Origin of the sequence: Sphingomonas sp. BK345, assembly GCF_014193845.1 — a bacterium.
Classification (GTDB): domain Bacteria; phylum Pseudomonadota; class Alphaproteobacteria; order Sphingomonadales; family Sphingomonadaceae; genus Sphingomonas.
Genome location: NZ_JACHZX010000002.1, coordinates 267011 through 292180 on the forward strand (window position 1 = coordinate 267011; position 25170 = coordinate 292180).

The window sequence follows — 25170 nt, forward strand, 5'->3', positions numbered from 1 at the left end:
ATGACCGAGATCGAGACCAACATCGGCGAGGATGCCGGCAGCACCCGCGAGCCCGTCGCTGCGCCCGAGCCGACGCCGCAGCCGAGCCATGCCGACTGGCAGGCCGCCGCCGCCAAGGAGGTGAAGGGCCGGGACCTGACTTGGCACACGCCGGAAGGGATCGACGTCAAGCCGCTCTACACCGCGGATGATGTCGCCGGCTGGGAGCCGGGCCTGCCCGGCTTCGCGCCGTTCACGCGGGGCGTGCGCGCGTCGATGTACGCGGGTCGGCCATGGACGATCCGCCAGTACGCCGGCTTCTCCACCGCGGAGGAATCGAACGCGTTCTATCGGCGCAACCTCGCCGCGGGGCAGAAGGGTCTCTCGGTCGCCTTCGATCTCGCCACGCACCGCGGCTATGACAGCGACCACCCGCGCGTGACGGGCGATGTCGGCAAGGCCGGCGTCGCGATCGACAGCGTCGAGGACATGAAGATCCTGTTCGACGGTATTCCGCTCGACCAGATGTCGGTCAGCATGACGATGAACGGCGCGGTGATCCCGATCCTCGCCTTCTTCATCGTCGCAGGCGAGGAGCAGGGCGTCGAGCGCAAGCTGCTCGACGGGACCATCCAGAACGACATCCTCAAGGAGTTCATGGTCCGCAACACCTATATCTACCCGCCCGAGCCGAGCATGCGGATCATCTCGGACATCTTCGCCTATACGTCGCGCGAAATGCCCAAGTTCAACAGCATTTCGATCAGCGGCTATCACATGCAGGAGGCGGGGGCCACGCAGCTCCACGAGCTCGCCTTCACGATCGCCGACGGCATCGACTATGTGAAATACGGCGTCGCGAGCGGGCTCGACATCGACAAGTTCGCGGGGCGGCTGTCGTTCTTCTTCGCGATTGGCATGAACTTCTTCATGGAGGTGGCCAAGCTGCGCGCCGCGCGGGTGTTGTGGCATCGCGCGATGACGCAACTCGGCGCCAAGGACGAGCGCTCCAAGATGCTGCGCACCCATTGCCAGACCAGCGGCGTGTCGCTCACCGAGCAGGACCCGTACAACAACGTCATGCGCACGACGATCGAGGCGATGGCGGCGATGCTGGGCGGCACCCAGTCGCTCCACACCAACGCGCTCGACGAGGCGATCGCGCTGCCGACCGACTTCTCCGCGCGGATCGCGCGCAACACGCAGATCGTGCTGCAGGAAGAGACGGGGATGACCAAGGTCGTCGATCCGCTCGGCGGCAGCTATTACGTCGAGAGCCTGACCAAGAGCCTGGTCGACGGCGCCTGGGCGATCATCGAGCGGGTCGAGCGCGAGGGCGGCATGGCCAAGGCGGTCGCCGCCGGCTGGCCCAAGGCGATGATCGAGGAGGCCGCCGCTGCGCGCGCGGCGCGGGTCGACCGCGGCGAGGACGTGATCGTCGGCGTCAACAAATACCGGCTGGCGGGCGAGGCGCCGATCGACATCCTCGACGTCGACAATGTCGCGGTGCGCGAGGCGCAGGTGCGGCGCATCGCCGCGGTCAAGGCGGTGCGCGACGAGGCGGCGTGCCAGCGCGCGCTCGACGCGCTACGCGAGGGCGCGCGCGGCACCGAGAACCTCCTCGCCCTCGCGGTCGACGCCGCCCGCGCGCGTGCCACGTTGGGCGAGATCTCCGCCGCGATGGAGGACGTGTTCGGCCGCTTCGGCACCCACCCGAAGCCGGTCAAGGGCGTGTACGGCGGCGCCTATACCGATGACGAGCGCTGGGCGCGGCTGGTGCGCGGCGTCGAGGCGACCGAGCGCCGCCTCGGTCGTCGCCCGCGCATGCTGGTCGCCAAGATGGGGCAGGACGGCCATGATCGCGGCGCCAATCTGGTCAGCAGCATGTTCGGCGATCTCGGCTTCGAGGTCGTGCCCGGCCCGCTGTTCCAGACACCGAAAGAGGCCAGCGCGCTCGCGCTGGAGCAGGACGTCGACGTCGTCGGCGCCTCCAGCCTCGCCGCCGGGCACAAGACGCTGATCCCGGAGCTGATCGGCCACCTTCGCGAGGCCGGACGCGCCGACATCAAGGTGATCGCGGGCGGCGTCATCCCCGCGCAGGACTATGACGTGTTGCGTGAAGCCGGCGTGCAGGCGATCTTCGGTCCCGGCACGAACCTGATCCAGGCGGCGGAGGAGGTGCTACGCCTGCTCGGCCACAATATGCCGCCAGACGAGGAGGCCGCATGATGTTCCTCTGCCGGCGTGAAAATGCGCCACGCTGCCTCACTCCCACTCGTCATCACCGACGTGTTCCAGAACCCACCGGCCCGCGCACCCACCGGCCGTCGCGTCGGCGAGACCGTGGAACCCCGGACATGTCCGGGGTGACGGGAAGGGCGGTCATGCTCGCCTTCCTCGCGCTCGTCGCCACCCCCGCCGCGGCGCAGACGCAGGCGCAGATGAACCAGCAGGCGGCCGCCGTGTACAAACAGGCCGACGCGCAGATGACGCAGGCGTGGCGCGTGCTCTACGCCGACATGAAAAAGCGCGACGCCGCCGATGGCTCGCGCGGCGGTGGCTTCGGCTATGCCGCGGCGGCGCTCGCCAGCCAGCGCGCCTGGCTCCAGTTTCGCGACAAGCAATGCGTGCTAGAGAGCGGCGAATTCGCCGGCGGCTCGCTCCAGCCGATGGCGCAGGCGCAATGTCTGGCGAAGGTGACCCGCGCGCGGACGCAGCAGTTGAAGGGAATACGGTGGACGAAATGACGGGCGCGGTACGCAACGACTGGACGCGCGACGAGATCGCGTCGCTGTTCGACCTGCCGTTCGACGAGCTGATGTGGCGGGCGCAGACCGTCCACCGTGCGCATCACGCGCCGGGGCAGGTGCAGCTTTCCACGCTGCTGTCGATCAAGACCGGCGGCTGCCCGGAGGATTGCGGCTATTGCTCGCAGTCGGTCAGCGCGGAGAGCGGCGTGAAGGCGACCAAGCTGATGGACGTGCGCGCGGTGCTGCAGGCGGCGGCGCAGGCGAAGGACAATGGCTCGACCCGCTTCTGCATGGGCGCGGCGTGGCGCAATCCCAAGGACCGCGACATGGACGCGATCGTCGCGATGGTCGAGGGTGTTCGCGGCATGGGCATGGAGACGTGCATGACGCTCGGCATGCTTGAGGCGCACCAGGCCGATCGGCTCGCGGCGGCGGGGCTCGACTATTACAACCACAATATCGACACCTCGCCCGAGCGCTACGGCGAGGTGATCACGACGCGGACCTTCCAGGAGCGGCTCGACACGCTCGACGCGGTGCGCTCGGCGGGGATCAACGTCTGCTGCGGCGGCATCGTCGGCATGGGCGAGACGCGCGACGATCGCGTCGGCTTCGTTCACGCGCTGGCGACGCTGCCGGAGCATCCCGGCAGCGTGCCGGTCAACGCGCTGGTGCCGGTGAAGGGCACGGTGCTCGGCGATATGCTGGCGGACACGCCGCTCGCCAGGATCGACGAGATCGAGTTCGTCCGCACCGTCGCGGTGGCGCGGATCACGATGCCGGCGAGCATGGTGCGCCTGTCGGCCGGACGCGAGAGCATGTCCGACTCGACCCAGGCGCTGTGCTTCATGGCAGGCGCCAACTCGATCTTCACCGGCGACAAGCTTCTGACCGCGGGTAACGCGGGCGACGACAAGGACGCCGCCCTGTTCGCCAAGCTCGGCGTGACGCCGATGCCGGCCGAGTGTCGATTGGCCGAAGCGGCGGAGTGAGACACCGGGCGCGCGACGATGGTCGCCGCGCCTGTCATTGTACGCGCCCGCGGCGTCGGTCCTCGGCCAGCGCCGCGAGAGAAGCGAGGAGAGGTCGTTGTTCAACAAGATCCTGGTCGCGAACCGCGGCGAGATCGCGTGTCGCGTGTTCCGCACCGCGAAGCGAATGGGGATGAAGACCGTCGCCGTCTATTCCGACGCGGACGCGCGCGCGCCGCACGTGCTGATGGCGGACGAGGCGGTGCGGCTCGGACCCGCACCGGCCAGCGAGAGCTATCTCCAGGCCGAGCTGATCCTGCTCGCCGCGCGCGAGACCGGCGCGGACTGCATCCATCCCGGCTATGGCTTCCTCTCCGAGCGCGAGAGCTTCGCGCGCGCCTGTGCCGAGGCGGGGATCGCCTTCGTGGGTCCGCCGCCGCACGCGATCGCGGCGATGGGCGACAAGATCGAGTCGAAGAAACTCGCCAAGCAGGCGGGCGTCAACGTCGTCCCCGGCTATCTCGGCGAGATCGCGGACACCGAGGAGGCGGTGCGGATCGCGGGCGAGATCGGCTATCCCGTGATGATGAAGGCCTCGGCCGGCGGCGGCGGCAAGGGCATGCGGCTAGCCTGGAGCGAGCAGGACGTACGCGAGGGCTTCGAGGCCACCAAGCGCGAGGGCCTCGCGTCCTTCGGCGACGACCGCGTCTTCATTGAGAAGTTCATCGAGAGTCCGCGCCACATCGAAATCCAGGTGCTCGGCGACCAGCACGGCAACATCGTCTACCTCAACGAGCGCGAATGTTCGGTGCAGCGCCGTCACCAGAAGGTGGTCGAGGAGGCGCCGTCACCGTTCGTCACACCCAAGATGCGCGCCGCGATGGGCGAGCAGGCGGTCGCGCTGGCGCGGGCGGTCGGCTATCACTCGGCCGGGACGGTGGAGCTGATCGTCTCCGGCGCCGACACGACCGGCGAGAGCTTCTACTTCCTCGAGATGAACACCCGGCTCCAGGTGGAGCATCCGGTGACCGAGGAGATCACCGGGCTCGATCTGGTCGAGCAGATGATCCGCGTCGCGGCCGGCGAGCCGCTGGCGTTCGGGCAGAGCGACGTCGGGATCAACGGCTGGTCGATCGAGAACCGTGTCTACGCCGAGGACCCGTACCGCGGCTTCCTGCCGAGCATCGGGCGGCTGGTGCGCTACAATCCGCCGGCGGCGAGCGAGGCCGCGACGGCGTCGTCCCCCGCCTCTCCTTCGTCATCCCCGCGCAGGCGGGGATCCATACGCGCCGACACCGATGGAGTCGCCGACGCTGCGTTTCTGGATCCCAGCCTGCGCGGTGATGACAGAGAGGGTGCAGGGCAAGCCCAACCACAAACCGACCAAGCCATCGTCCGCGTCGACGACGGCGTCGCCGAGGGTGGCGAGGTCAGCATGTTCTACGATCCGATGATCGCCAAGCTGATCACCTGGGCGCCGACGCGCGACGCGGCGATCGACGCGCAGGTCGCCGCACTGGACGCGTTCGAGATCGAGGGGCCGGGTACCAACATCGACTTCCTCTCGGCGCTGATGCAGCACCCGCGCTTCCGCGAGGGCCGGCTGACCACCGGCTTCATAGCGGAGGAATACCCCGACGGCTTCCAAGGCGCCCCGGCCTCCGCCGAGCTGCTGCGCGATCTCGCCGCGATCGCCGCCTTCGCCGCGACCGCGCAGGCGGATCGCGCGCGGCGGATCGAGGGCCAGCTCGGCCACCGCCTCCAGCCACCGGCCGACTGGGTGGTGCGGATCGGCGGTGTCGATCATGCCGTCCATGTCTCGCCCGACGCGATCAGCGTCGACGGCGCGCCGCTCGAGATCGGCATCGAATATACGCCCGGCGATCGCCTGATCGAGGCGGAGCTGGCGGGCGAGGCGCGCTTGTCTGTCCGGATCGCGCCGACGCGCACCGGCTTCCGGCTGACGACACGCGGCGCCAGCCATGTCGCGCGCGTGCTGCCCGCCCGTTTCGCGCCCTATGCGCGGCATCTGCTCGAGAAGGTGCCCCCCGATCTGTCCAAGTTCCTGATCGCGCCGATGCCCGGCCTTCTCGTCCGGCTCGACGTCGCGGCGGGCGACAAGGTCGAGGCGGGCCAGCCGCTGGCGGTGGTCGAGGCGATGAAGATGGAGAACATCCTACGCGCCGAGAAGAGCGCCGTGGTGAAGACGGTGAACGCAGCGGCGGGCGACAGCCTTGCGGTGGACCAGGTCATCCTCGAGCTGGAGTGAGGGGACGCGGGCAGCGGTCAGCGCGCCACCTTCGCGCAAGGTGCCGCCGCCTCGTCCCACCCCGTCATCCTGAACTCGTTTCTGAATTCACGTCGCCGCACAGTAAAGGGTTGCGGCGCTCGCGGGCCCATGGATCCTGAAACGAGTTCAGGATGGCGGCCTTTTCGACCGCCGTGCCTCATCACGGCGAGATTGGTCACTGTCACCATGCCGCCTGCCACTACGGCTCCCCGCCAACACCGACCCGCCACGACATCTTGCGACATATTAACGCTGGACGCGCCGAGCGGGCGTGTTCATGCATCGCAGCATGAGGCGTGCGACCCTTGCGACGACCCTGCTCGCGCTGGCGGGCTGCACCGTCGGCCCCGATTATCAGCCGCGGTCGGCGTCCGAGCTCGGCGTGCCGGTCGCCTATTCCGTTCCTTCGCCGCCGACGCGCGAGGACCTCACGCGCTGGTGGCAGCGGTTCGATGACCCCGTCCTCGGCGAGCTGGTCGACCAGGCCGCGACCGCCAACCTCGACGTCGCGCAGGCGATCGCGCGGCTGCGTCAGTCGCGCGAGTCGCTGGTGCAGAGCCGCGCCGACCTGCTGCCCTCGCTCAGCGGCAATACCGGCTACAGCCGCTCCGAGACGCTGCGCGGCGGCGGCCAGACGATCACACTTCCCGACGGCACCGTGCAGAATGTCGGCGGCGGCGGCGCGGACAATTACTCGGTCGGGCTGAGCGCCTCCTATCAGCTCGGCCTGTTCGGCGAGGTGCGCCGCACCGTCGAGGCGAGCCGCGCGCAATATCAGGCATCGGGCTTCGACTATGCGACCACCCTGCTGTCGGTGCAGCAGGAAGTCGCACGCAATTACGTGCTCGCGCGGCTTTATCAGGCGCAGCTCGCCAACGCCCGCGCCAGCCTCGCGCTGCAGGACGACAATCTCGAGATCGCGGGCTTCCGCGTTCAGGCCGGCCTCGTCTCGTCGCTTGACCAGGAGCAGGCGCGCCAGCAGCGCGCGCAGACCGCGGCGACGATCCCGTCGCTTGAGCAGCAGTACAACGCCGCGGTGTCGCGCATCGGCGTGCTCACCGCACAGGCGCCGGGCGCGCTCAAGCCGCGGCTGGCGGCGGCGCGGCCGATCCCGGTCGGCGCGGCGCCGTCGGGCATCGGCATCCCCGCCGACGTGCTGCGCCAGCGCCCCGACGTGCGCGCGGCCGAGCGCACGCTCGCCGCGGCCACCGCGCAGATCGGCGTCGCCAAGGCCGCGCTGTACCCCAATCTTGCGATCACCGGGAACATCAACACCCGCGCGGCGGGCGTCGGCAGCCTGCTCGACACCGTCACCGGGGGGCTGTTCGCGGGCATCACCCAGGCGATCTTCAACGGCGGTCGCCTCAACAGCCAGGTGCGCGGGCAGGAGGCCGCGGCCGATGCCGCGCTCGCGGCCTATAAGTCGACCGTTCTGACCGCGCTGGAGGACGTCGAGAATGCCGCGGTGGCGCTCGACACCGCGCGGCGGCGCGAGGAGCAGCTGACCATCGCCTACGAGGCAGCGAACAACGCCGCGATCCTGTCGCGCAGCCAGTATCGCACCGGCCTGACCGACTTTACCACCCTCAGCCAGCAGGAGGCGACGCTGCTCAGCACGCGCAACAGCGCGGCTCAGGCGCAGGCCGACGCGGCGACCGCGCTGGTGCAGCTGTTCGGCGCGCTCGGCGGCGGGTGGGACTCGGCCGTGGTGCCCGAGGCGCCGCCGCGCGCCGCCGCGGCGCCGACGCCCGCTCAACCCGCCCCGACGCCCGCCCCCACCACCACGCCCAGCGACGGACAGCCCTGATGCCCGAGACACAGCTCGACGACTTCCTGGGCGTCCAGCCGCAGCCGGCGTGGCGGCGCTGGGCCAAATGGGTGCTGGTGCTCGCGGGCCTGGTCGTGGTGCTGCTGCTGCTGTCGCGCTGCGTGTTCGGCGGTACCGAGCCGGTGCGCTACGCCACCGCGACCGCCAAGCGGGGTGACCTCACCGTCACCGTCTCCGCCACGGGCAAGCTCGCGCCGACCAACCAGGTGACGGTCGGCTCGCAGCTCTCCGGCCTGGTCACCAGGGTCGTGGTCGATGTCAACGACCGCGTCAGCGCGGGCCAGCCGCTCGCGCTGATCGATCCCGAGCAGATCGACGATCAGATCCGCGCCGGCCAAGCGCAGCTCGCCGCCAACGAGGCTCAGGTCGCGCAGGCGCGCGCCACGGTGGCGGAGTCGCAGGCGCAGCTCGCCCGGCTCAACGAGGTGTTCAAGCTGTCGAAGGGACGCGTGCCCTCGCGCACCGAGTTGCAGACCGGTCAGGCCGACGCGCAGCGCGCCACCGCGGCGCTGCGCGTCGCCGAGGCCAACGTCGCGGCCGCGCGCGCGACCCTGTCGCAGTCGCAGACGCAGCGCGCGCGCGCGATCATCCGCTCGCCCGTCAACGGCGTGGTGCTGGCGCGCCAGGTGGATCCCGGCCAGACCGTCGCCGCCTCGTTCAACACGCCGACCTTATTCGTGATCGCGGAGGACCTCTCCAAGATGAAGCTGGAGGTGGCCATCGACGAGGCCGATGTCGGCGAGGTGCAGGTCGGGCAGAAGGCCAATTTCACGGTCGATGCCTTCCCCGGCCGCAGCTTTCCGGCGACGATCACGCGCGTCGACCTCGGCTCGAACCTGACGGTGAGCAGCGCCACCGCGTCGTCCTCCTCGTCGACCAGCTCGACGTCGAGCACGAGTGGGCAAGTGGTGTCCTATGCCGCGGATCTGACGGTGGCGAACCCGACGCTCCAGCTGCGCCCGGGCATGACCGCCACCGCCGACATCGTCACCGCGGACAAGCGCAACGTGCTGCTCGTCCCCAACGCCGCCTTCCGCTTCAAGCCCAGCACGCAGGGCGGCGGGCGTGGCGGCATCACCGGCACGATCCTGATGGGGCCGCCGCGCCGCGCGCGCGGCGAGCGCAGCGCGACCGTGGGCCGCGGCGCGTCGCAGACCGTCTACGTCAAGGGCGATGACGGCACGCCGCAGCCGATCCAGGTCACCACCGGCGACACCGATGGCACGCAGACTGAGGTGCTGTCAGGTGGTCTGAAGCCGGGCATGGAGGTGATCACCGGTCAGCTCGCCGCGGGCACCGACCAGGCCGGCGCCGCCAGCGCGAGCGGGCGCGGGCGCCGCAGCGGGGGAGGGGGCGCGGCGGGTGGCCAGTGACTCGCCCCTGATCAGCCTGCGCGGCGTCACCAAGGTCTATGGCGAGGGTGCGACGCAGTTCCAGGCGCTCAAGGGCGTCGACCTCGATATCGCCGCGGGCGATTTCGTCGCGGTGATGGGCCCGTCGGGCTCGGGCAAGTCGACGACGATGAACATCCTCGGCTGCCTCGACGTGCCGAGCGGGGGCACCTTCCTGTTCCAAGGGCATCACGTCGAGACGCTCGACCGCGATCAGCGCGCGCTGCTGCGGCGCCGGCATCTCGGCTTCGTGTTCCAGGGCTTCAACCTGCTCAGCCGAACGACCGCGCTGGAGAATGTCGAGCTGCCCTTGCTCTACCGCGGCGACGAGAAGCGCGCGCGGCGCCAGGCGGCGATGGCGGCGCTGGAGAAGGTCGGGCTCGACCCATGGTGGGACCATACCCCGGCCGAGCTCTCCGGCGGCCAGCAGCAGCGGGTGGCGATCGCGCGCGCGATCGTGACCGCGCCCGACGTGCTGCTTGCCGACGAGCCGACCGGGAACCTCGACTCGGAGCGCTCGATCGAGATCATGGAGCTGCTCACCGGGCTCAACCGCGACAGCAACATCACCGTGCTGATGGTGACGCACGAGCCCGACATGGCCGCCTTCGCGCGCACCGTAATCCACTTCAAGGACGGCCTGGTTGAGCGGATCGAGGCGCAGCACCGCCCCGGCGAGATGCCCGCAGCGATGGAGGCGCGCTGATGCTGGGCACCACCTTCCTGCTCGCGCTGCGCTCGATCCGGCGTCACATCCTGCGCTCGTTCCTGACGATCCTCGGCATCGTCATCGGCGTCGGCGCGGTCGTCACCATGGTCACGCTCGGCAAGGCGACCACCGCCGCGGTGCAGTCGCAGATCGCGGCGCTCGGCACCAACATCCTCCAGATCCGGCCCGGCCAGGGCTTCGGCCGCGGCGGCGGGGGGCCGCGCCCGCCCGACTTCAAGCCCGAGGACGTCACCGCGATCGCGGGGCAGATCGCGGGCGTCACCGCGGTGGCGCCGCAGGCGCAGGCGAGCGCCACCGCGATCTACGAGGGCGCCAACTGGTCGACCACGATCAACGGCACCACCGCCGCCTATTTCCAGGTCCAGCCCTGGCCGCTGGTGAGCGGCCGGCAGTGGACGCCGCAGGAGGAGCAGGCGGGCAAGGCAGTCTGCATCATCGGCAACACCGTGCGCCAGAACCTCTTCCGCGGCGGCGAGGCGGTGGGCGAGCGCTTTCGGCTCGGCGACGTCAGCTGCGACGTGATCGGCGTGCTGTCGACCAAGGGGCAGGCCGGGTTCGGCGGCGATCAGGACGACATCGTCATCATGCCGATCAAGACGGTGCAGCGCCGCTTCACCGGCAACCGCGACGTGCGGCTGATGCTGGTCGGGGTCGACCAGGCCTATGCCACCAGCACCGTCCAGGCCTCGATCACCCAGCTGCTGCGCGAGCGCCGCACCATCACCGACGGGCGCGAGGACGATTTCAACATCTTCGACACCAAGCAGATCAGCGACACGCTGACCGGCACCACCACCGCGCTGACCCGGATCGTCGCCGCGGTGGCTGCGATCAGCCTCGTCGTCGGCGGGATCGGCATCATGAACATCATGCTCGTGTCGGTGACCGAGCGCACGCGCGAGATCGGCATCCGGCTCGCGATCGGCGCGGTGGCACGCGAGGTGCTGTTGCAGTTCCTGGTCGAGGCGGTGGCGCTGTCGTGCCTCGGCGGGCTGATCGGGCTGGTGCTGGCGCAGGCGGTGATCGCCGGGCTGACGCCGCTGCTCCAGGTGCCGTGGACGTTCGATCCGCGGATCAACCTGGTGGCGTTCGCGATCTCGGCGGTGATCGGCGTGGTGTTCGGCTATTTTCCGGCGCGGCGCGCGGCGGCGCTCAACCCGATCGACGCGCTGCGGCACGAATAGGGCGGGCGGCACGAGTAAGGGCGGAGCATCATCTCCCGCGAACCACCTCGTTTTCGCGGGACCTTCGCAAAACCTTCTCGTCATCCCGGACTTGTTCCGGGATCCACCGTCCCGCGAATGCATGGCGTGTAGCTTTTGCGGTGAAGTAAATTCCGCAACAAGTCCGGGATGACGAAGGAGTTTGCAGAGTCTGCCTCAAGGGGAGGGGTAACCCGTCACTCCCTTAGTTCCGCCTTCAGCTCGGCGCGCAAGGCCGCCAGCGCTTCCGCGTCACCGCCGCGCAGAAGGTGCGAGTCCGGCCGCGACAGTGCCTCGGGCGCGTGGACCAGCTCGCGCAGCGCCTCGAGCTCCTCCGGCGTGTCGACGTCGATCAGCTCGGCACCGTTGGTGACGACATGGCGACCCGACTGGATCAGGTCGCGCGCGCCCTGGTCGCCGCTGATCGCGAGCAGCTCGTCGAAGCGCGCGCGGCCGAACAGCGCGGGCGGTTTGGGCGAGCGGCCGTCGCTCGACGCGACCACCGCCTGCTCGTCCATCTCGCTGGCGTCGAATAGCCGGTAGATGTGCGCGGCGGTGACACGCGGCATGTCGGCGAGCGCGATCAGCACGGCCTTGGCGTCATGTGCCCGCGCGCAATCTACCCCGATCCGCACCGAGGACGCCATGTCGCGCTCCGGATCGTCGTTGTGCGTGACGAAGAAGCCGAACTGCGCGAAGTCGATCTTGCACCCGTCCACCACCGCGACGCGCTGGCGGAACGGCATGTCCTCCAGCGCCACCGCGACGTGCAGCCCGAGCGGGCGCGCGAGGAACGGCTGGTCGAGCTTGCTGCCGATGTCGCCGAACCGCTCGGAGCGGCCGGCGGCGAGGAGCACGAGGACGGTATCCTCAACGGCGATCATTGAAGGCTCCCACCATCGCCGCCGCGATCGACAGCGCGATCTCGGACGGGCCGATCGCGCCAATATCGATCCCGACGGGACCGTCGATCCGGTCGAGTTGACCGGTATCAACGCCCGAGGCGCCGAGCCGCTCCCGCCGCGCCGCGTGGCTGCGTCGGCTGCCGAGCGCGCCGACATAACCGGTCTCGGCGGCAAGCGCGGCGATCAGCGCGGGATCGTCGATCTTGGTGTCGTGGCTGAGCGTCACCACCGCGGTGGACGGGCCAGGCTTCCACGCTTCCACTGCCTCGTCGGGCCAGCGATCGTCGAGCGTGACGCCGGGGAAGCGCTCCGCGGTGAGGAACCGCCCGCGCGGATCGATCACCACCGTCTCGATGCCGAGCGCCTGAGTCAGCGCGGCGAGGCTCTGCGCAATCTGCACCGCGCCGACGATCAGCAGCCGCCGCGGCGGATCGTAGCGGTTGGCGAAGATCTCGCCCGTCTCTAGCGGGCGCAGGTCGGAGTGGCCGGTGGCGAGATCGGTGGTGACGGTGAGCGAGCGACCGTCGGTGCGCGCCTCCGCGATGCGCTCGAACAATTCAGGGTCGAAGCCCTCCGCCGACACCGGCTGCACCATGACGCTGATCTCGCCGCCGCAGGGTAGCCCGACCTCCCAGGCGCTGTCATCGGCGACGCCATAGCGCTTGAGCTGGAACGGCGCGCCCGCGATCACCTGCGCCGCGGTGTCGAGGATGTCTCCCTCGACGCAGCCGCCCGAGACCGAACCCTCGAACCGCCCGTCGGCGTGGACCAGCATGTGGCTGCCGCGCGGCCGCGGCGCCGAGCCCCAGGTCGATACCACCGTGGCGAGTGCCAGGGGTGAACCCTTCCAGTTCTGCGCGGCGGCGAGGACGGTGTCGTTGTCGGCCATGGGTGATCATTCCTGTTGTTCAGCAGCCGTGGAGCCATGCTTCGAGATAAGGTTCGACGAGCTCAGCCTCTCCTCAGCACGACCAGCTGCGCGCCACCGTTCGTGTTGAGGACGCACTGACCTCGTCGAACTGCGGTCTCGAAGCACCTCCGCTCAAGCAGCGATGCTTCTTCGCGCCGCCCACACGCCATACATCTTTTGCTCACACCGGCGGCAGTGCGGCGAGCAGCGTGTCGAGCGTCGCGGGGACGTCGCGCACGCGCACGCCGGTGGCGTTGTGGATCGCGTTGATCACCGCCGCGCCCGCGCCCGAGATGCCGAGCTCGCCAACCGCCTTGGCGCCGGTCTGGTTGGCGGCGTCGTCGATCTCCTCGACGAAATGGCACTCGATCCGCGGCACGTCCGCGCTCACCGCGACGTGATACTCGCCGAAGTCGGGGTTCACGAAGCGACCCGAGCGCGGGTCAACCACCGCAGCCTCGCCGAGCGCGTAGCTGATCCCCCATATCATGCCGCCGACCAGCTGGTTGGTCGCGGTGGCGCGGTTGAGCACGCGGCCAACGTCGAACACGCCCACCATCCGCCGCACGCGCACCTCGCCGGTGACCGCATCGACCGCCACCTCGGCGAAATGCGCGCCGTGGCTCGCCTGGCTGGTGCGCTGGGCCTGCTGCCCCGGCGTGCTGCGCCCGCGCGCGACGATCGGCGCGTCGCGCACGAGATCGGCGAGCGGCACGGTGCGCGCGCCGGCACTCACCATGCCATCGCGCAGCACCAGCTCCTCGGGCGCGGCGTTCATCCGGCGCGCCAGCTCGGCGAGCACCTCCTCACACGCCAGCGCCGCGGCGGAGGTGGCGCTGCCCGCGCCGAACGAGCCGCCCGAGCCCGCGGTGGGTGGCAAATCGGTGTCGCCGAGCCGCACCGTCACCGCGGCGGGGGCGAGGCCGAGGATCTCGCCGACGGTCTGCGCCAGGATCGTATAGGTGCCGGTACCGATGTCGGTCATGTCGCACGACACGGTCGCGGCGCCGCCCGCGCCGAGCCGTACTTCCGCCTCGGCCGACACGGTGAAATTGCCGCGCAGCGCGGTCGCCATGCCGATGCCGATCAGCCACTCGCCGTCGCGCGTGGTGCCGGGGTCGGGCACGCGTTCAGGCCAGCCGAAGCGCCGCGCGCCCTCGGCGTAGCAGTCGAGCAGCCGGCGGGTGGAGAAGGGGCGCGACGTCGTCGGATCATAGGCCGGCTCGTTGCGGCGGCGCAGTTCGATCGGATCGAGCCCGAGCTCCTCGGCGAGCTCGTCCATCGCGCACTCGGTGGCGAACGTGCCGATCGCCTCGCCGGGCGCGCGTACCGCGCCGGTCGGCGGCAGGTTCACGCGGACGAGATCGGTCGTCATCCGCCGCGCCGCGCCGGCGTAGAGCGGGATCGTCCCGAACGGCACCGGCTCGACGAAGCCCGCATCGTCGTTCTGCTGCGCCACGCTCTCGTGCGCGATCGCGCTGATATGCCCTTCGCGATCGCAGGCGATGCGGACGCGCTGCGTCGTCGGGCTGCGATGATGCACCAGATAGGCGGTGTCGCGCCGCGGCAGCACCACCTTGACCGGGCGGCGCAACCGCTCGGCGGCGATGGCGGCGAGGATCACCTCGGGGCCGACGCCGGTCTTGCCGCCGAAGCCGCCGCCCACATAGGGCGCGAGCACGCGCACCTTGTCGGGCGCCATGCCGAGCGCGGTGGCGATGGTATTCCGCGCGGCGCCGACGATCTGGTTGCTTGAGCGGACGGTGAGCACGTCGCCCTCCCACCAGATCGTCGAGGCGTGCGGCTCAAGCGCGGCGGGGAAGTGGGCAGGCGTGGTGTAGGTGCGGTCGAACACGACGTCTGCGTCGCGCAGCGCGGCGTCGAGGTCGCCGGTGTCGACCGGGGCGAGGAAGGCAGACTTGGGCCGGCGCTCGATCGGCAGGTCGGCGGCGTCGTAGCGCCCCGACGATACTTCGGCCTCGACGCGGACCAGCGCCGCCGCCTCACGCGCGATCGCCTGCGTCGCGGCGATGACCACCGCGACCGGCTGACCGTAGTGGAAGACGCGGTCGGTGCCCTGGTGCGGCATCGCACGCGAGTTGGCGCCACCCGCTGGCAGGCGTGGGTCATCGTCGATCACCGCGAGCACGCCGGGCAGCGCGCGAGCCGCCGCCGCGTCGATGCCGGCGACACGGCCGGCGCCGACGGGCGCGCCGACGACCGCGGCATACACGACACCCTCCGGGGCGCGCTCATAGGCGTAGGTGGCCGCGCCGGTGACCTTGAGCGGCCCCTCGATGCGGGGCACGGCAGCGCCGAGCACACCCTGCACCGCGCGCGTCAGCCCGCCCGGCCGCTCCGCCGTGTCGATCGCCTGTTCGATCATCCTGCCTGTCCGAATTGTCCCGCTTCATCCTTAGTATCGGATCCACCGCCGCGGAAGCGTGCTCCGGTGGACGCCGGAGCCCAGGGTCGCGGGCGCCGCGCTCGTCGCTCTGGGCTCCTGCGTTCGCAGGAGCACGCCCGCACCTCGGACATGGTGGGTCTGATCCTAGTCCGGCAGGCCGGGCAGCAGCTTGTCGAGCGTGATCGGATAGTCGCGCACGCGCACGCCGGTGGCGTTGTAGATCGCGTTGGCGATCGCCGCGCCCGCGCCCGAGATGCCGAGCTCGCCGATGCCCTTGGCGTGGATCGGGTTGGCGTGGTGGTCGCGCCCGTCGAGGAACTCGACCTCCAGCTGCGGGATGTCGGCGTTGACCGGCACGTGATACTCGGCGAGATCGCGGTTCACCACCTTGCCGTTGCGGCGATCGTGGACCAGCTCCTCGCTCAGTGCCGCGCCGATCCCGAAGGTCATGCCGCCGAGGCACTGCGAGCGCGCGGTCTTGCGGTTGAGGATCCGCCCCGCCTCGAACACGCCGAGCATGCGCACGACGCGCACCTCGCCGGTCACCGCGTTCACCTTCACCTCGGCGAAATGCGCGCCGTAGCTCGCCTGGCGGACCGCTTTCTCCTGATGCCCGGGCTGGATCGTGCCCACGACCTTCATGCCGTCGCCGACCAGCTCGGTGATCTCCACCGCGCGGTTCTCGGCGATGGCGCGGCCGTCCTTCAGCGTCAGCTCGTCGGCGTCGACGCCCATCGCCTTGGCGAGCTTCTCGCGCAGCGCCTCGCAGGCGACATAGACCGACGAGCCCGACGAGCCCGCGCCCCAGGAGCCGCCCGAGCCCGCCGCGGGTGGCGCCTCGCCGTCGCCGAGATGGACGATCACGCGGTCGAGCGGCAGGCCGAGCGTCTCGGCGGCGATCTGCGCCAGGATCGTGTAGGTACCGGTGCCGATGTCGGTCATGTCGGTCGACACGATCGCGCGACCGTCCCGGGTCAGCTCGACCGAGGCGGACGACTTCTGCAGCATATTCGAGCGCACCGCCGCCGCCACGCCCATGCCGTGGAGCCACTCGCCGCGCCGGTCGCCGGCGGTCTTCTTGCGCGCCGACCAGCCGAACGCCTCGGCACCGCGGTCGAGGCACGGTACCAGCTGGCGGCTGGAGAAGGGCACCTTCTTCTCGGGATCCTGCTCGGGCTCGTTGCGCCGGCGCAGCTCAATCGGGTCGATCCCGATCACCTCGGCCAGCTCGTCCATTGCCGCTTCCAGCGCGAGCATGCCGACCGCCTCGCCGGGCGCGCGCATCGAGCCGGAGAGCAGCCAGTTGAGCCGCACCAATTTGTGGTCGGTCAGCCGGTTCTCCGCGGCATAAGCGAAGTGCGTGCCGATTGCGGCAGGCTCGAAATAATCCTCGCCGGGCAGGTTGCTCGCCAGCGTCTCGTGCGCGATCGCGGTGAGCTTGCCGTCATGGTCAGCGGCGAGGCGGATGCGCTGCTCGGTGTTCGAGCGACGCACTGTCGCGTCAAACACCTGCTGGCGCGCCATCGCCACCTTCACGGGCCGGTCGAGCCGCTTGGCCGCGATCGCGGCGGCGACGCTCTCCGGCGCGATGCCGAGCTTGGAGCCGAAGCCGCCGCCGACGTAGCGCGAGATGATCCGCACCTGATCGTTCTTCACGCCGAGCGCCTGGGCGAGCTGCATCTGGTCAGACGCGACCATCTGGTACGAGCCGTGCAGCATCAGCTTGCCGTCCTTCCACTCGGCGATCGAGGCGTGCGGCTCCATCGCGGCGGAGTTCTGGCTCGGCGTGGTGTAGGTCTGGTCGACGGTGTAGGCGGCGGACGCCATCGCCGCGTCGACGTCGCCCTGGCTCGACTTCGCCGGGATCTGGTCGGCGGGGGGCCGATCGGCCTCATTGCGATGCTCCTCGAAGACGAAGGCACCTTCCGCCGGCTCGTAGTCGACCTTGACCCGCGCCGCGGCGTCGCGCGCCGCCTCGAACGTCTCGGCGACGACGATCGCGACGATCTCGCCGTGATAGTCGACCTTCTCCACCCCTTGAGTCGGCGCCTTCTTCTCGCCGCCCTGCTGCGGGTTGCGGATGAAGCTGGGATAATCGGTGATGACGTCAATCACCCCCGGCAGCGCCTTGGCCTCGGCCGCGACGACGTCGGTGATCGTGCCCGAGCCGAAGGGCGCGCGCACCAGCACGCCGTAGCTGAGCCGCTCGGCTGGGTACTCCGCCGCATAGGTGGCGCGGCCGGATACCTTGAGCGGCCCCTCGATGCGGTCGATCGGCTGGCCGATCACGCCCTGCGCGCCGCGGTCGAGCAGGCTGTCGGGGAGGGGCTTGTCCATGCGGAGCGAGCGATGCTCGTCGCGGCCCAGGACGGTGTCGAGCAGGGTCATTGCGTGAGATCCCGGAGCGTGGCGATGAGGACGCGCCGCGCGAGCGGCAGCTTGAAGTCGTTGCTACCGAAGCCTTTGGCGCCGTCGAGCAGCGCGTCGGCGGCGGCCTCGAAGGCGGCGGTACCGGGCGCCTGACCGACCAGCGCGGCCTCGACCGCGGGGTTGCGCCACGGCATGTGTGCGAGGCCGCCGAAAGCGAGCGCGGCGGACGCGATCCGGCCGTCCTCGACCGCGATCACCGCGGCGACCGAGACGAGCGCGAAGGCGTAGGAGGCGCGATCGCGCACCTTGCGGTAGGTCTGCCCGCCCTGCGGCGGGGCGGGCAGTTCGACATGGGTGATCAGCTCGCCCGGCTCGAGCACGTTCTCGATATGCGGCGTATCACCGGGCAGGCGATAGAAGTCGGCGATCGGGATGCGGCGCTTGTCGCCGTCGCCGCGCTGGGTGACGATCACCGCGTCGAGCGCGCGCATCGCCACCGGCATGTCGCCGGGGTGGGTGGCGATACACTGGTCGCTGGTGCCGAGGATGGCGTGGATGCGGTTGAAGCCGCCGATCGCCTCGCAGCCGCTACCGGGCTCGCGCTTGTTGCAGCCCGCGGCGGTGTCGTAGAAGTAATAGCAGCGCGTGCGCTGGAGCAGGTTGCCGCCAGTGGTCGCCTTGTTGCGTAGCTGGCCGCTCGCGCCCGCCAGCAGCGCGCGGCTGAGCACCTCGTACTTCTCGATCACGCGCGGGTCGGCGGCGAGGTCGCTGTTGGGCACGAGCGCGCCGATGGTGAGCCCGCCGTCCTCGCGCTCCTCGATCTGGTCGAGGTCGAGGCGGCTGATGTCGACCAGCTTCTCGGGAGTCTCGACCTGGAGCTTCATCAGGTCGAGCAAATTGGTGCCGCCCGCGATGAAGCGGCCGCCCGCCTGCACCGCCTCGGCGACGCTGCCCGCGCGGGCATAGTCGAACGTCTTCATGCCGTCACCTCGCGCTGCTCGGCGGCGACCTCGCGGATCGCCTCGACGATGTTGGGATAGGCGGCGCAGCGGCAGATATTGCCGCTCATCCGCTCGCTGATCTCGCTCTCGTCGAAGGTGACGTCACTCAGGTCGGCCGAGGCGTGGCTGGGCCAGCCCTTCTTCACCTCGTCGAGCATGCCGACAGCGGAGCAGATCTGTCCCGGCGTGCAATAGCCGCACTGATAGCCGTCGTGCTTCACGAAGGCGGCCTGGAGCGGGTGGAGGTTCTCGACCGTGCCGAGACCCTCGATCGTCATGATCTCGTCATCCTGGTGCATCACGGCGAGCGTGAGGCAGGCGTTGATGCGGCGACCGTTCACCAACATGGTGCAGGCGCCGCACTGACCGTGGTCGCAGCCTTTCTTGCTGCCGGTGAGCCCGAGATGCTCACGGCACAGGTCGAGCAGCGAGGTGCGGACATCGACCTCGGCCTCGTAGGATTTTCCATTGATGGTGAAGTGCATGGACCGGCCCCTGACTAACATGTGCGAAACGTCGCGGCCGCTTCGGGGGTCCGTGCGAACGACTCTCATGGGGCTGGTGCTATTGCTGGCGCCCGATGCGGCGCTGGCGCAGAAGGCGGGCATGATTCCTCCCGCCGCCCGCCCGCTCATCATCGCGCACCGCGGCGCCAGCGGCGAGCGCCCCGAGCACACCATCGCGAGCTACACACGCGCGATCGAGCAGGGCGCCGACGTGATCGAGCCCGACCTGGTGCCCACCAAGGACGACGTGCTGGTCGCCCGCCACGAGAATGAGATCTCGGAGACCACCGACGTCGCGCAGCATCCCGAGTTCGCCGACCGCCGCACCACCAAGACGATCGACGGTCAGTCGCTGACGGGCTGGTTCGTCGAAGATTTCACCTTGGCCGAGCTCAAGACGCTGCGCGCGAGGGAGCGGCTGCCGCAGCTGCGCCCCGCCAACACGGCGTGGGACGGGAAGGAAGCTATCCCGACCCTCGCAGAGGTGATCGCGCTGGCGCAGCAGCATCATGTCGGCATCTACCCCGAGACCAAGCACCCGACCTATTTCCGTTCGATCGGCCACCCGACCGACGCGCTGCTGGTCGCGCAGCTGCGCGCCGCCGGCTGGGACTCGCGCGCGGCACCGGTGTTCATCCAGTCGTTCGAGGTGGACAATCTCAAGCGGCTGGCGACCATGACCAAGATCCGGCTGATCCAGCTCGTCGCCGCGAAGGGCGCTCCCGCCGACGGCGCCGCGCCGAGCTACGCGGCGATGGTGACGCCCGAGGGGCTGCGCGCGGTGGCGCGCTACGCCTACGGCCTTGGGCCGGAGAAGGCGATGCTGTGGTCGGGCGCGACCGCGACGCCGCTGGTGCACGACTCGCACGCGGCGGGGCTCAGGGTGCATCCCTGGACCTATCGCGCCGAGAACGTCTTCCTCGACCCGCGCTTCCGCCGCGGCGACCAGCCCGCCGCGCACGGCGACCTCCTCGGCGAGATCCGCGCCGCGCTGGGGCAGGGGATCGACGGGTTTTTCACCGATTTTCCTGCTATCGGGGCAGAGGCACGGGGGTGGGAGTCGAAGTGATGCGTGGGTTCGTGGTGATGATGGCGGCGGTGCCGTTGCTGGCGACCGGCGGGTGCGTGCGGACGGCGTGGAACGTCGCGACGCTGCCGGTAAAGGCGGTCGGCAAGGGCGCCGACGTGATGACGACCAGCCCCAAGGAGCGCGACGAGAAATACGTCCGACAGCAGCGCAAGCAGGCCGAGCGCGACGAGAAGGAGCGGCGCGAGCGCGAGAAGGCGTGCCGCAAGCACCCGGACCGGTGTGAGGCGGCGCCCGGGTATGCGGGGGCGGTGCGCTGAGCTGTTTGGCCGGCGCAAGATGACGCATCCGCACCGCTGACAGCGGCTCACGACCGCATCGACCGGGCACCCGCCCCACGGCCGAGATGAATATCGCGGTGGAACGGCGCTGCCGCCTGAACCTCGATGCCTCTGCTATACCGCTCCCGTTGCGCACCTCGCCAGCCTAGAGCGAGGTTGAATCACCCGGGACTCATCGGCGACTCAGTGAGCAGAGATGACCCGTCACGCCTCCGCTCGTGCGCCCACCAGCCAGCTCACGTCCTGCGCTGGCACGCGCTCCTGCCGGCCCGAGACCGACTTCAGCTGCGCGCGGTCGAGCAGCGTCACGCGCTGGCGGTGGCGCGCGACCAGGCCGGTTTCGACCAACTGGCGGAAGATGCGGTTGACGTGCACCGCGGTGAGCCCGAGGTGGTCGCCGATCTGCTCCTGCGTCACCGGCAGCTCGAACTCGCTCACCTCCCCGCCGCCGAGCGCGCCGAGCCGCTCGGCGAGGTCGAGCAGCAGCGCCGCCACGCGCGCCAGCGCCGGGGTTCGACCGACCGCGGCGAGCCGGTCCATCAGCGCCACCCGCTCGCGCTGGATGCTCAGCAGCATCGCCGCGGCGAAATGCGGCGAGCGCTGGAACAGGTCGCCGAAGGCGGCGAGCGGCACGCGGCTGACGCTCGCGGGGGTCAGCGCGGTCAGCGTGTCGGCGGTGCGCTCCAGGCACATGCTGGGCGTGCCGAGCAGGTCGCCGGGCAGATGGAATTTGGTGATCTGGCGGTCCCCCCCCGGCAGCAGCACCGAGGAGGCGACCCAGCCGTCGAGCAGCAGGTAGATATAACGCGGCGACTCCCCCTCGCGGCGCAGTATCGCGTGGCGGGCCAGACGCATCGGTGGCTCGCCCATGGCCTGTATCCGCTCGAGATCGCCGCTCGGCAACACGATCGACTCATTGAACCGGTGAAGGGGCAGGCTGTGAAGCACGTATTTTTCCCGCGTAGACCAATCGTTACGCTAGCCGGTTCTTGTCGGCCAAGACTCTGACGCACTTTAAAAAGTCAGTGAAATTTCGCGGACGGCCGCGCGGCTTCCCCGCTGCCGTCCCACGCTCTAACGTCCCGGCCGAAAGGGGAATCTCCGCACAATGTCCCAGCGCGCTCTCACCGCCGTCGCCCTCTGCCTCGCCGCCGCCCAGCTCTCGGCCCCGCTCGCGGCGCAGGTGAGCCCGCCGCCCAACGATCCACCGGTGGCGCAGGCCCAGGCGCCCGAGGACCAGGCGACCGCGCCGCTGCCCGACCAGGCCGGTCCGCTGCCGCTGCCCCAGCCTCGGTCGCAGCCGACCGCCGGCGCCCCCGCCACCGACAAGGGCAAGCCCGCCAAATGGGACGTCAACGCGCCGCGGGGCCTGCGCACGCGCGAGGTGCGCATCGCCACCGACGAGGGCAGCTGGATGAACCTCGACGTCTCGCCCGACGGACAGACGATCGCGTTCGACCTGCTCGGTGACATCTACACTATGCCCGTCACCGGCGGCACGCCCACCCGGATCGCCGCGGGGCTCGCGTTCGAGCACCAGCCGCGCTTCTCGCCCGACGGGCGCCGCATCGCCTTCACCTCGGACCGGGGCGGCGGCGACAATATCTGGGTGATGAACCTGGACGGCAGCGACAAGCGCCAGGTCACGAAGGAGGACTTCCGCCTGCTGAACCAGCCGACGTGGAGCCCCGACGGGCGCTTCATCGTCGCCAAGAAGCATTTCACCACCGGCCGCTCGCTCGGCACCGGCGAGGTGTGGCTCTACCATGTCTCCGGCGGCGGCGGGGTGCAGCTGGTCAAGCGCGCCAGCGAGGTGCTGCAGAAGGAGCTGGGCGAGCCGATCTACGCGCCCGACGGCAAGAGCGTCTATTACACCCGCAACGTCTCGCCCGGCCCGATCTTCGAGTATGCGCAGAACTCGCGCACCGACCTGTTCGACATCGAGCGCTACGACCTCGACAGCGGCGAGGTGACGACGGTCGTCTCGGGCGCGGGCGGCGCGGTGCGGCCGACGCCGTCGCGCGACGGCAAGCGCATTGCCTTCGTGCGGCGCGACGACAACGTCAGCAGCCTGTGGGTCAAGGACCTCGCCAGCGGCGAGGAGCGCAAGGTCTACGGCCCGCTCGACCGCGACGTGCAGGAGACCTGGGCGGTCACCGGCGTCTACCCCAACATGGCTTGGACGCCGCGCGACGAGGCGATCGTCTTCTGGGCCGGCGGCAAGCTCCGCCGCGTGCCGGCTGGCGGCGGCGCGGCGAGCGTGATCCCGTTCCGCGTCAACGACACGCGCGTGGTGGTCGACTCGGTCCACCCGCAGATCGAGGTCGCGCCGGCGCGCTTCGCCACCAAGATGCCGCGCTGGGCCGAAGTCTCGCCCGATGGCCGTCAGGTCGTGTTCGAGACGCTCGGCAAGCTCTGGGTCAAGCCGGTCGCGGGCGGCGTGGCCAAGCGGCTGACCCGCGGCGACGACGGGTTCGAGCTGTTCCCGAGCTGGTCACGCGATGGCAAGCAGGTCGTCTTCGTCGGCTGGCGCGACGATACGCTTGGGCAGATCCGCACGGTCGCCGCGGGTGGCGGCGCGGCGCGCACCGTCACCACGGCGGCGGGCACCTACCGCCGCCCGCGCTTCTCGCCCGACGGCAAGACGATCGTGTTCGAGCAGAGCCAGGGCGGCGAGCTGACCTCGCCGCGCGGCAACCCCGGCAGCGGCGTGTACCGCGTCGCGGCGAGCGGGGGCGCGCCCGAGCGCGTCGCGCGCGACGCCGCCGCCCCGCAATTCGGCGCGGGCGGCGACCGCGTGTTCATGATCGCCAACGACGGCGGCAAGCGCCAGCTCGTCAGCACCGATCTCACCGGCGAGAACAAGCGGGTCCATGCCGCGGGCGAGCTGGTCAACGACTATCAGGTCTCGCCCGCGGGCGATTACGTCGCCTTCCGGCAGAATTACGAGGCGTTCGTGATGCCACTGCTGCCGGGCAAGCAGGCGGTCGACGTCGACACGAAGGGCAGCGCGCTGCCGGCGACGCGGGTCAGCGCGGACGGCGCCGACTTCATCCACTGGTCCAACGGCGGCGAGCAGATCCACTGGAGCGCGGGGCCGGTGCTCTACACCGCGCAGACCGCGCAGCTGTTCCGCGCCGCGCCGGCGGAGGAGGGCGCGAAGGGCGCGTCCTTCACCCCGCCGCGCACCGGCGTGTCGCTGTCGATGGAGGTGGACGCCGCCAAGCCGACCGGCACGGTCGCGCTCACCGGCGCGCGCGTCGTCACCATGGCGGCGGCGGACGGCGGCATCGTCGACGACGCGACCGTGCTGATCCGCGGCGACCGCATCGTCGCGGTCGGCCCGCGCGCGTCGGTCCAGATCCCGGCGGGTGCCAAGACGATCGACGTCAGCGGCAAGACGATCATTCCCGGGCTGGTCGACGCGCACGCGCACGGCTCGCAGGGCGACGACGAGCTGGTGCCGCAGCAGAACTGGTCGGCGATGGCCAATCTCGCGCTCGGCACGACGACGATCCACGATCCCTCGTCGCGCTCAGCCGAGATCTTCCCCGCCGCCGAAATGCAGCAGGCCGGGCTGGTGCTCGCGCCGCGTACCTTCTCGACCGGCGAGGTGATCTACGGCGCCAAGTCGCCCGACGTCTACGCGCAGATCGACGATTACGATGACGCGCTGGCGGTGGTGCGCCGGCTCAAGGCGGTGGGTGCGCACAGCGTCAAGAACTACAACCAGCCGCGTCGTGAGCAGCGCCAGATGGTCGTCGCCGCCGCCCAAGCCGAGAACATGGAGGTGGTGCCCGAGGGCGGCTCGCTGTTCACGCTCGACATGACGCTGGTGCAGGACGGCAATTCGACGGTGGAGCATAACGTCCCGCTCGAGACCTTCTACGGCGACGTGGTGCAGCTCTGGTCCCAGACCAGAGTAGGCTACACGCCGACCTTGGTGGTGGCCTATGGCGGGCCGGCGGGCGACCCGTACTGGCGCGCGCACATGGACGTGTGGCGTCATCCTTTGCTGTCGCGCCACGCGCCGCCCGCGCTGCTCGCCGCGCAGAACGCGCGGCGCGTGATCGCGCCCGAGAGCGACTATGTCGACGGCGTCACCGCGCGCGAGGCCAGGAAGCTCGCGGACAAGGGCGTGCTCGTCGCGATTGGTGCGCACGGGCAGCAGCCGGGTTTGGGCGCGCACTGGGAGCTGTGGAGCTTCGTGCGCGGCGGCATGACCCCGCTCGAGGCGCTGCGCGCGGGCACGATCGCCTCGGCCACCTCGCTCGGCTATGCCAAGGACGTCGGCTCGCTCGAGCCGGGCAAGCTCGCCGACCTGGTGGTGCTCGATGCCGATCCCACCGCGGACATCCGCAACAGCGACAAGGTGGCGCAGGTGATGCTCGGCGGCCGATTGTACGACGCCGCGACGCTCAACGAGGTCACCACCGGCACGCGCAAGCGCCAGCCCTATTGGTGGGAGCGCGCCGGCGATGCGAGCGGTGCAGCCGGGCGTCCGACAATCGGGCATGGCTTCGGCGACGTTGACTGAGAAGGCGGCGCGGTCGCCCCGGCGA

General features: G+C 70.3%; 18 protein-coding genes. 11 read left to right on the forward strand and 7 right to left on the reverse strand.

Features of this window, described 5'->3' with window-relative positions; genetic code table 11:
- From scpA to FHY03_RS06450, 8 genes are all read left to right on the forward strand, one after another.
- Nucleotides 1-2208 carry a methylmalonyl-CoA mutase gene (gene scpA / locus FHY03_RS06415; RefSeq protein WP_221190039.1) on the forward strand — a complete coding sequence of 736 codons (2208 nt, stop codon included), beginning with the start codon at nt 1-3 and terminating at the stop codon, nt 2206-2208.
- Between the two features lie 155 nt (nt 2209-2363).
- Nucleotides 2364-2726, forward strand: coding sequence for a lysozyme inhibitor LprI family protein (locus FHY03_RS06420; protein ID WP_183929587.1), 363 nt, complete (start codon nt 2364-2366; stop codon nt 2724-2726).
- Nucleotides 2723-3721: a biotin synthase BioB gene (gene bioB, locus FHY03_RS06425; RefSeq protein ID WP_183929589.1), complete on the forward strand. Its 999-nt coding sequence runs from the start codon at nt 2723-2725 to the stop codon at nt 3719-3721. The genes FHY03_RS06420 and bioB overlap by 4 nt, the downstream gene beginning before the upstream one ends.
- Nucleotides 3722-3818: 97 nt before the next feature.
- On the forward strand, nt 3819-5969 hold the full coding sequence (locus tag FHY03_RS06430; RefSeq protein WP_183929590.1) for an acetyl/propionyl/methylcrotonyl-CoA carboxylase subunit alpha: 2151 nt from the start codon (nt 3819-3821) through the stop codon (nt 5967-5969).
- 310 nt (nt 5970-6279) lie between these two features.
- Nucleotides 6280-7797, forward strand: a complete 1518-nt coding sequence (locus FHY03_RS06435; RefSeq protein WP_183929592.1) for an efflux transporter outer membrane subunit — start codon at nt 6280-6282, stop codon at nt 7795-7797.
- Nucleotides 7797-9191 carry an efflux RND transporter periplasmic adaptor subunit gene (locus tag FHY03_RS06440; RefSeq protein WP_183929594.1) on the forward strand — a complete coding sequence of 465 codons (1395 nt, stop codon included), beginning with the start codon at nt 7797-7799 and terminating at the stop codon, nt 9189-9191. The genes FHY03_RS06435 and FHY03_RS06440 overlap by 1 nt, the downstream gene beginning before the upstream one ends.
- Nucleotides 9181-9915 (forward strand): ABC transporter ATP-binding protein, encoded by a 735-nt coding sequence (locus tag FHY03_RS06445; RefSeq protein ID WP_183929596.1) that lies wholly within the window; start codon nt 9181-9183, stop codon nt 9913-9915. Before FHY03_RS06440 ends, FHY03_RS06445 begins: the two co-directional genes overlap by 11 nt.
- Complete coding sequence (locus FHY03_RS06450; protein ID WP_183920830.1) at nt 9915-11123, forward strand: ABC transporter permease; 1209 nt, start codon at nt 9915-9917, stop codon at nt 11121-11123. The genes FHY03_RS06445 and FHY03_RS06450 overlap by 1 nt, the downstream gene beginning before the upstream one ends.
- A 215-nt stretch (nt 11124-11338) precedes the next feature.
- On the opposite strand, the gene FHY03_RS06455 is transcribed toward FHY03_RS06450, so the two are convergent.
- From FHY03_RS06455 to FHY03_RS06480, 6 genes are all read right to left on the reverse strand, one after another.
- Nucleotides 11339-12025 (reverse strand): nucleotidyltransferase family protein, encoded by a 687-nt coding sequence (locus FHY03_RS06455; RefSeq protein WP_183920829.1) that lies wholly within the window; start codon nt 12023-12025, stop codon nt 11339-11341.
- Nucleotides 12012-12935: an XdhC family protein gene (locus FHY03_RS06460; protein ID WP_183929598.1), complete on the reverse strand. Its 924-nt coding sequence runs from the start codon at nt 12933-12935 to the stop codon at nt 12012-12014. The genes FHY03_RS06455 and FHY03_RS06460 overlap by 14 nt, the downstream gene beginning before the upstream one ends.
- Nucleotides 12936-13137: 202 nt before the next feature.
- Nucleotides 13138-15342, reverse strand: a complete 2205-nt coding sequence (locus FHY03_RS06465) for a xanthine dehydrogenase family protein molybdopterin-binding subunit (RefSeq protein WP_183920827.1) — start codon at nt 15340-15342, stop codon at nt 13138-13140.
- A 165-nt stretch (nt 15343-15507) separates the two neighbouring features.
- Nucleotides 15508-17751, reverse strand: a complete 2244-nt coding sequence (locus FHY03_RS06470) for a xanthine dehydrogenase family protein molybdopterin-binding subunit (RefSeq protein ID WP_183929600.1) — start codon at nt 17749-17751, stop codon at nt 15508-15510.
- The gene (locus FHY03_RS06475; RefSeq protein ID WP_183920825.1) at nt 17748-18713 is read right to left on the reverse strand and encodes a xanthine dehydrogenase family protein subunit M; all 966 of its coding nucleotides are present in this window, start codon (nt 18711-18713) and stop codon (nt 17748-17750) included. The genes FHY03_RS06470 and FHY03_RS06475 overlap by 4 nt, the downstream gene beginning before the upstream one ends.
- Nucleotides 18710-19219, reverse strand: coding sequence for a 2Fe-2S iron-sulfur cluster-binding protein (locus FHY03_RS06480; RefSeq protein ID WP_183920824.1), 510 nt, complete (start codon nt 19217-19219; stop codon nt 18710-18712). The genes FHY03_RS06475 and FHY03_RS06480 overlap by 4 nt, the downstream gene beginning before the upstream one ends.
- Before the next feature lie 67 nt (nt 19220-19286).
- Between FHY03_RS06480 and FHY03_RS06485 the strand changes: the two genes are divergently transcribed.
- Entirely contained in the window at nt 19287-20309 is a 1023-nt protein-coding gene (locus FHY03_RS06485) for a glycerophosphodiester phosphodiesterase (RefSeq protein WP_183930343.1), read from the forward strand.
- A complete protein-coding gene (locus tag FHY03_RS06490; protein WP_183920823.1) occupies nt 20309-20587 on the forward strand; it encodes a hypothetical protein in 279 nt (92 codons plus the stop codon). The genes FHY03_RS06485 and FHY03_RS06490 overlap by 1 nt, the downstream gene beginning before the upstream one ends.
- A gap of 225 nt (nt 20588-20812) precedes the next feature.
- Here FHY03_RS06490 and FHY03_RS06495 read toward each other — a convergent pair whose 3' ends face one another.
- The gene (locus FHY03_RS06495) at nt 20813-21463 is read right to left on the reverse strand and encodes a Crp/Fnr family transcriptional regulator (RefSeq protein ID WP_183929602.1); all 651 of its coding nucleotides are present in this window, start codon (nt 21461-21463) and stop codon (nt 20813-20815) included.
- Nucleotides 21464-21716: 253 nt separating this feature from the next.
- Between FHY03_RS06495 and FHY03_RS06500 the strand changes: the two genes are divergently transcribed.
- Entirely contained in the window at nt 21717-25145 is a 3429-nt protein-coding gene (locus FHY03_RS06500) for an amidohydrolase family protein (protein ID WP_183929604.1), read from the forward strand.
- Nucleotides 25146-25170 lie beyond the last annotated feature (25 nt).

Excerpts from the sequence above, each read along its gene's own strand:
- scpA (WP_221190039.1), top strand. The coding sequence starts at position 1 with ATGACCGAGATCGAGACCAACATCGGCGAGGATGCCGGCAGCACCCGC.
- FHY03_RS06420 (WP_183929587.1), top strand. The coding sequence starts at position 2,364 with ATGCTCGCCTTCCTCGCGCTCGTCGCCACCCCCGCCGCGGCGCAGACG.
- bioB (WP_183929589.1), top strand. The coding sequence starts at position 2,723 with ATGACGGGCGCGGTACGCAACGACTGGACGCGCGACGAGATCGCGTCG.
- FHY03_RS06435 (WP_183929592.1), top strand. The coding sequence starts at position 6,280 with ATGAGGCGTGCGACCCTTGCGACGACCCTGCTCGCGCTGGCGGGCTGC.
- FHY03_RS06440 (WP_183929594.1), top strand. The coding sequence starts at position 7,797 with ATGCCCGAGACACAGCTCGACGACTTCCTGGGCGTCCAGCCGCAGCCG.
- FHY03_RS06450 (WP_183920830.1), top strand. The coding sequence starts at position 9,915 with ATGCTGGGCACCACCTTCCTGCTCGCGCTGCGCTCGATCCGGCGTCAC.
- FHY03_RS06455 (WP_183920829.1), bottom strand. The coding sequence starts at position 12,025 with ATGATCGCCGTTGAGGATACCGTCCTCGTGCTCCTCGCCGCCGGCCGC.
- FHY03_RS06460 (WP_183929598.1), bottom strand. The coding sequence starts at position 12,935 with ATGGCCGACAACGACACCGTCCTCGCCGCCGCGCAGAACTGGAAGGGT.
- FHY03_RS06465 (WP_183920827.1), bottom strand. The coding sequence starts at position 15,342 with ATGATCGAACAGGCGATCGACACGGCGGAGCGGCCGGGCGGGCTGACG.
- FHY03_RS06470 (WP_183929600.1), bottom strand. The coding sequence starts at position 17,751 with ATGACCCTGCTCGACACCGTCCTGGGCCGCGACGAGCATCGCTCGCTC.
- FHY03_RS06475 (WP_183920825.1), bottom strand. The coding sequence starts at position 18,713 with ATGAAGACGTTCGACTATGCCCGCGCGGGCAGCGTCGCCGAGGCGGTG.
- FHY03_RS06480 (WP_183920824.1), bottom strand. The coding sequence starts at position 19,219 with ATGCACTTCACCATCAATGGAAAATCCTACGAGGCCGAGGTCGATGTC.
- FHY03_RS06485 (WP_183930343.1), top strand. The coding sequence starts at position 19,287 with ATGGGGCTGGTGCTATTGCTGGCGCCCGATGCGGCGCTGGCGCAGAAG.
- FHY03_RS06490 (WP_183920823.1), top strand. The coding sequence starts at position 20,309 with ATGCGTGGGTTCGTGGTGATGATGGCGGCGGTGCCGTTGCTGGCGACC.
- FHY03_RS06495 (WP_183929602.1), bottom strand. The coding sequence starts at position 21,463 with ATGCGTCTGGCCCGCCACGCGATACTGCGCCGCGAGGGGGAGTCGCCG.
- FHY03_RS06500 (WP_183929604.1), top strand. The coding sequence starts at position 21,717 with ATGTCCCAGCGCGCTCTCACCGCCGTCGCCCTCTGCCTCGCCGCCGCC.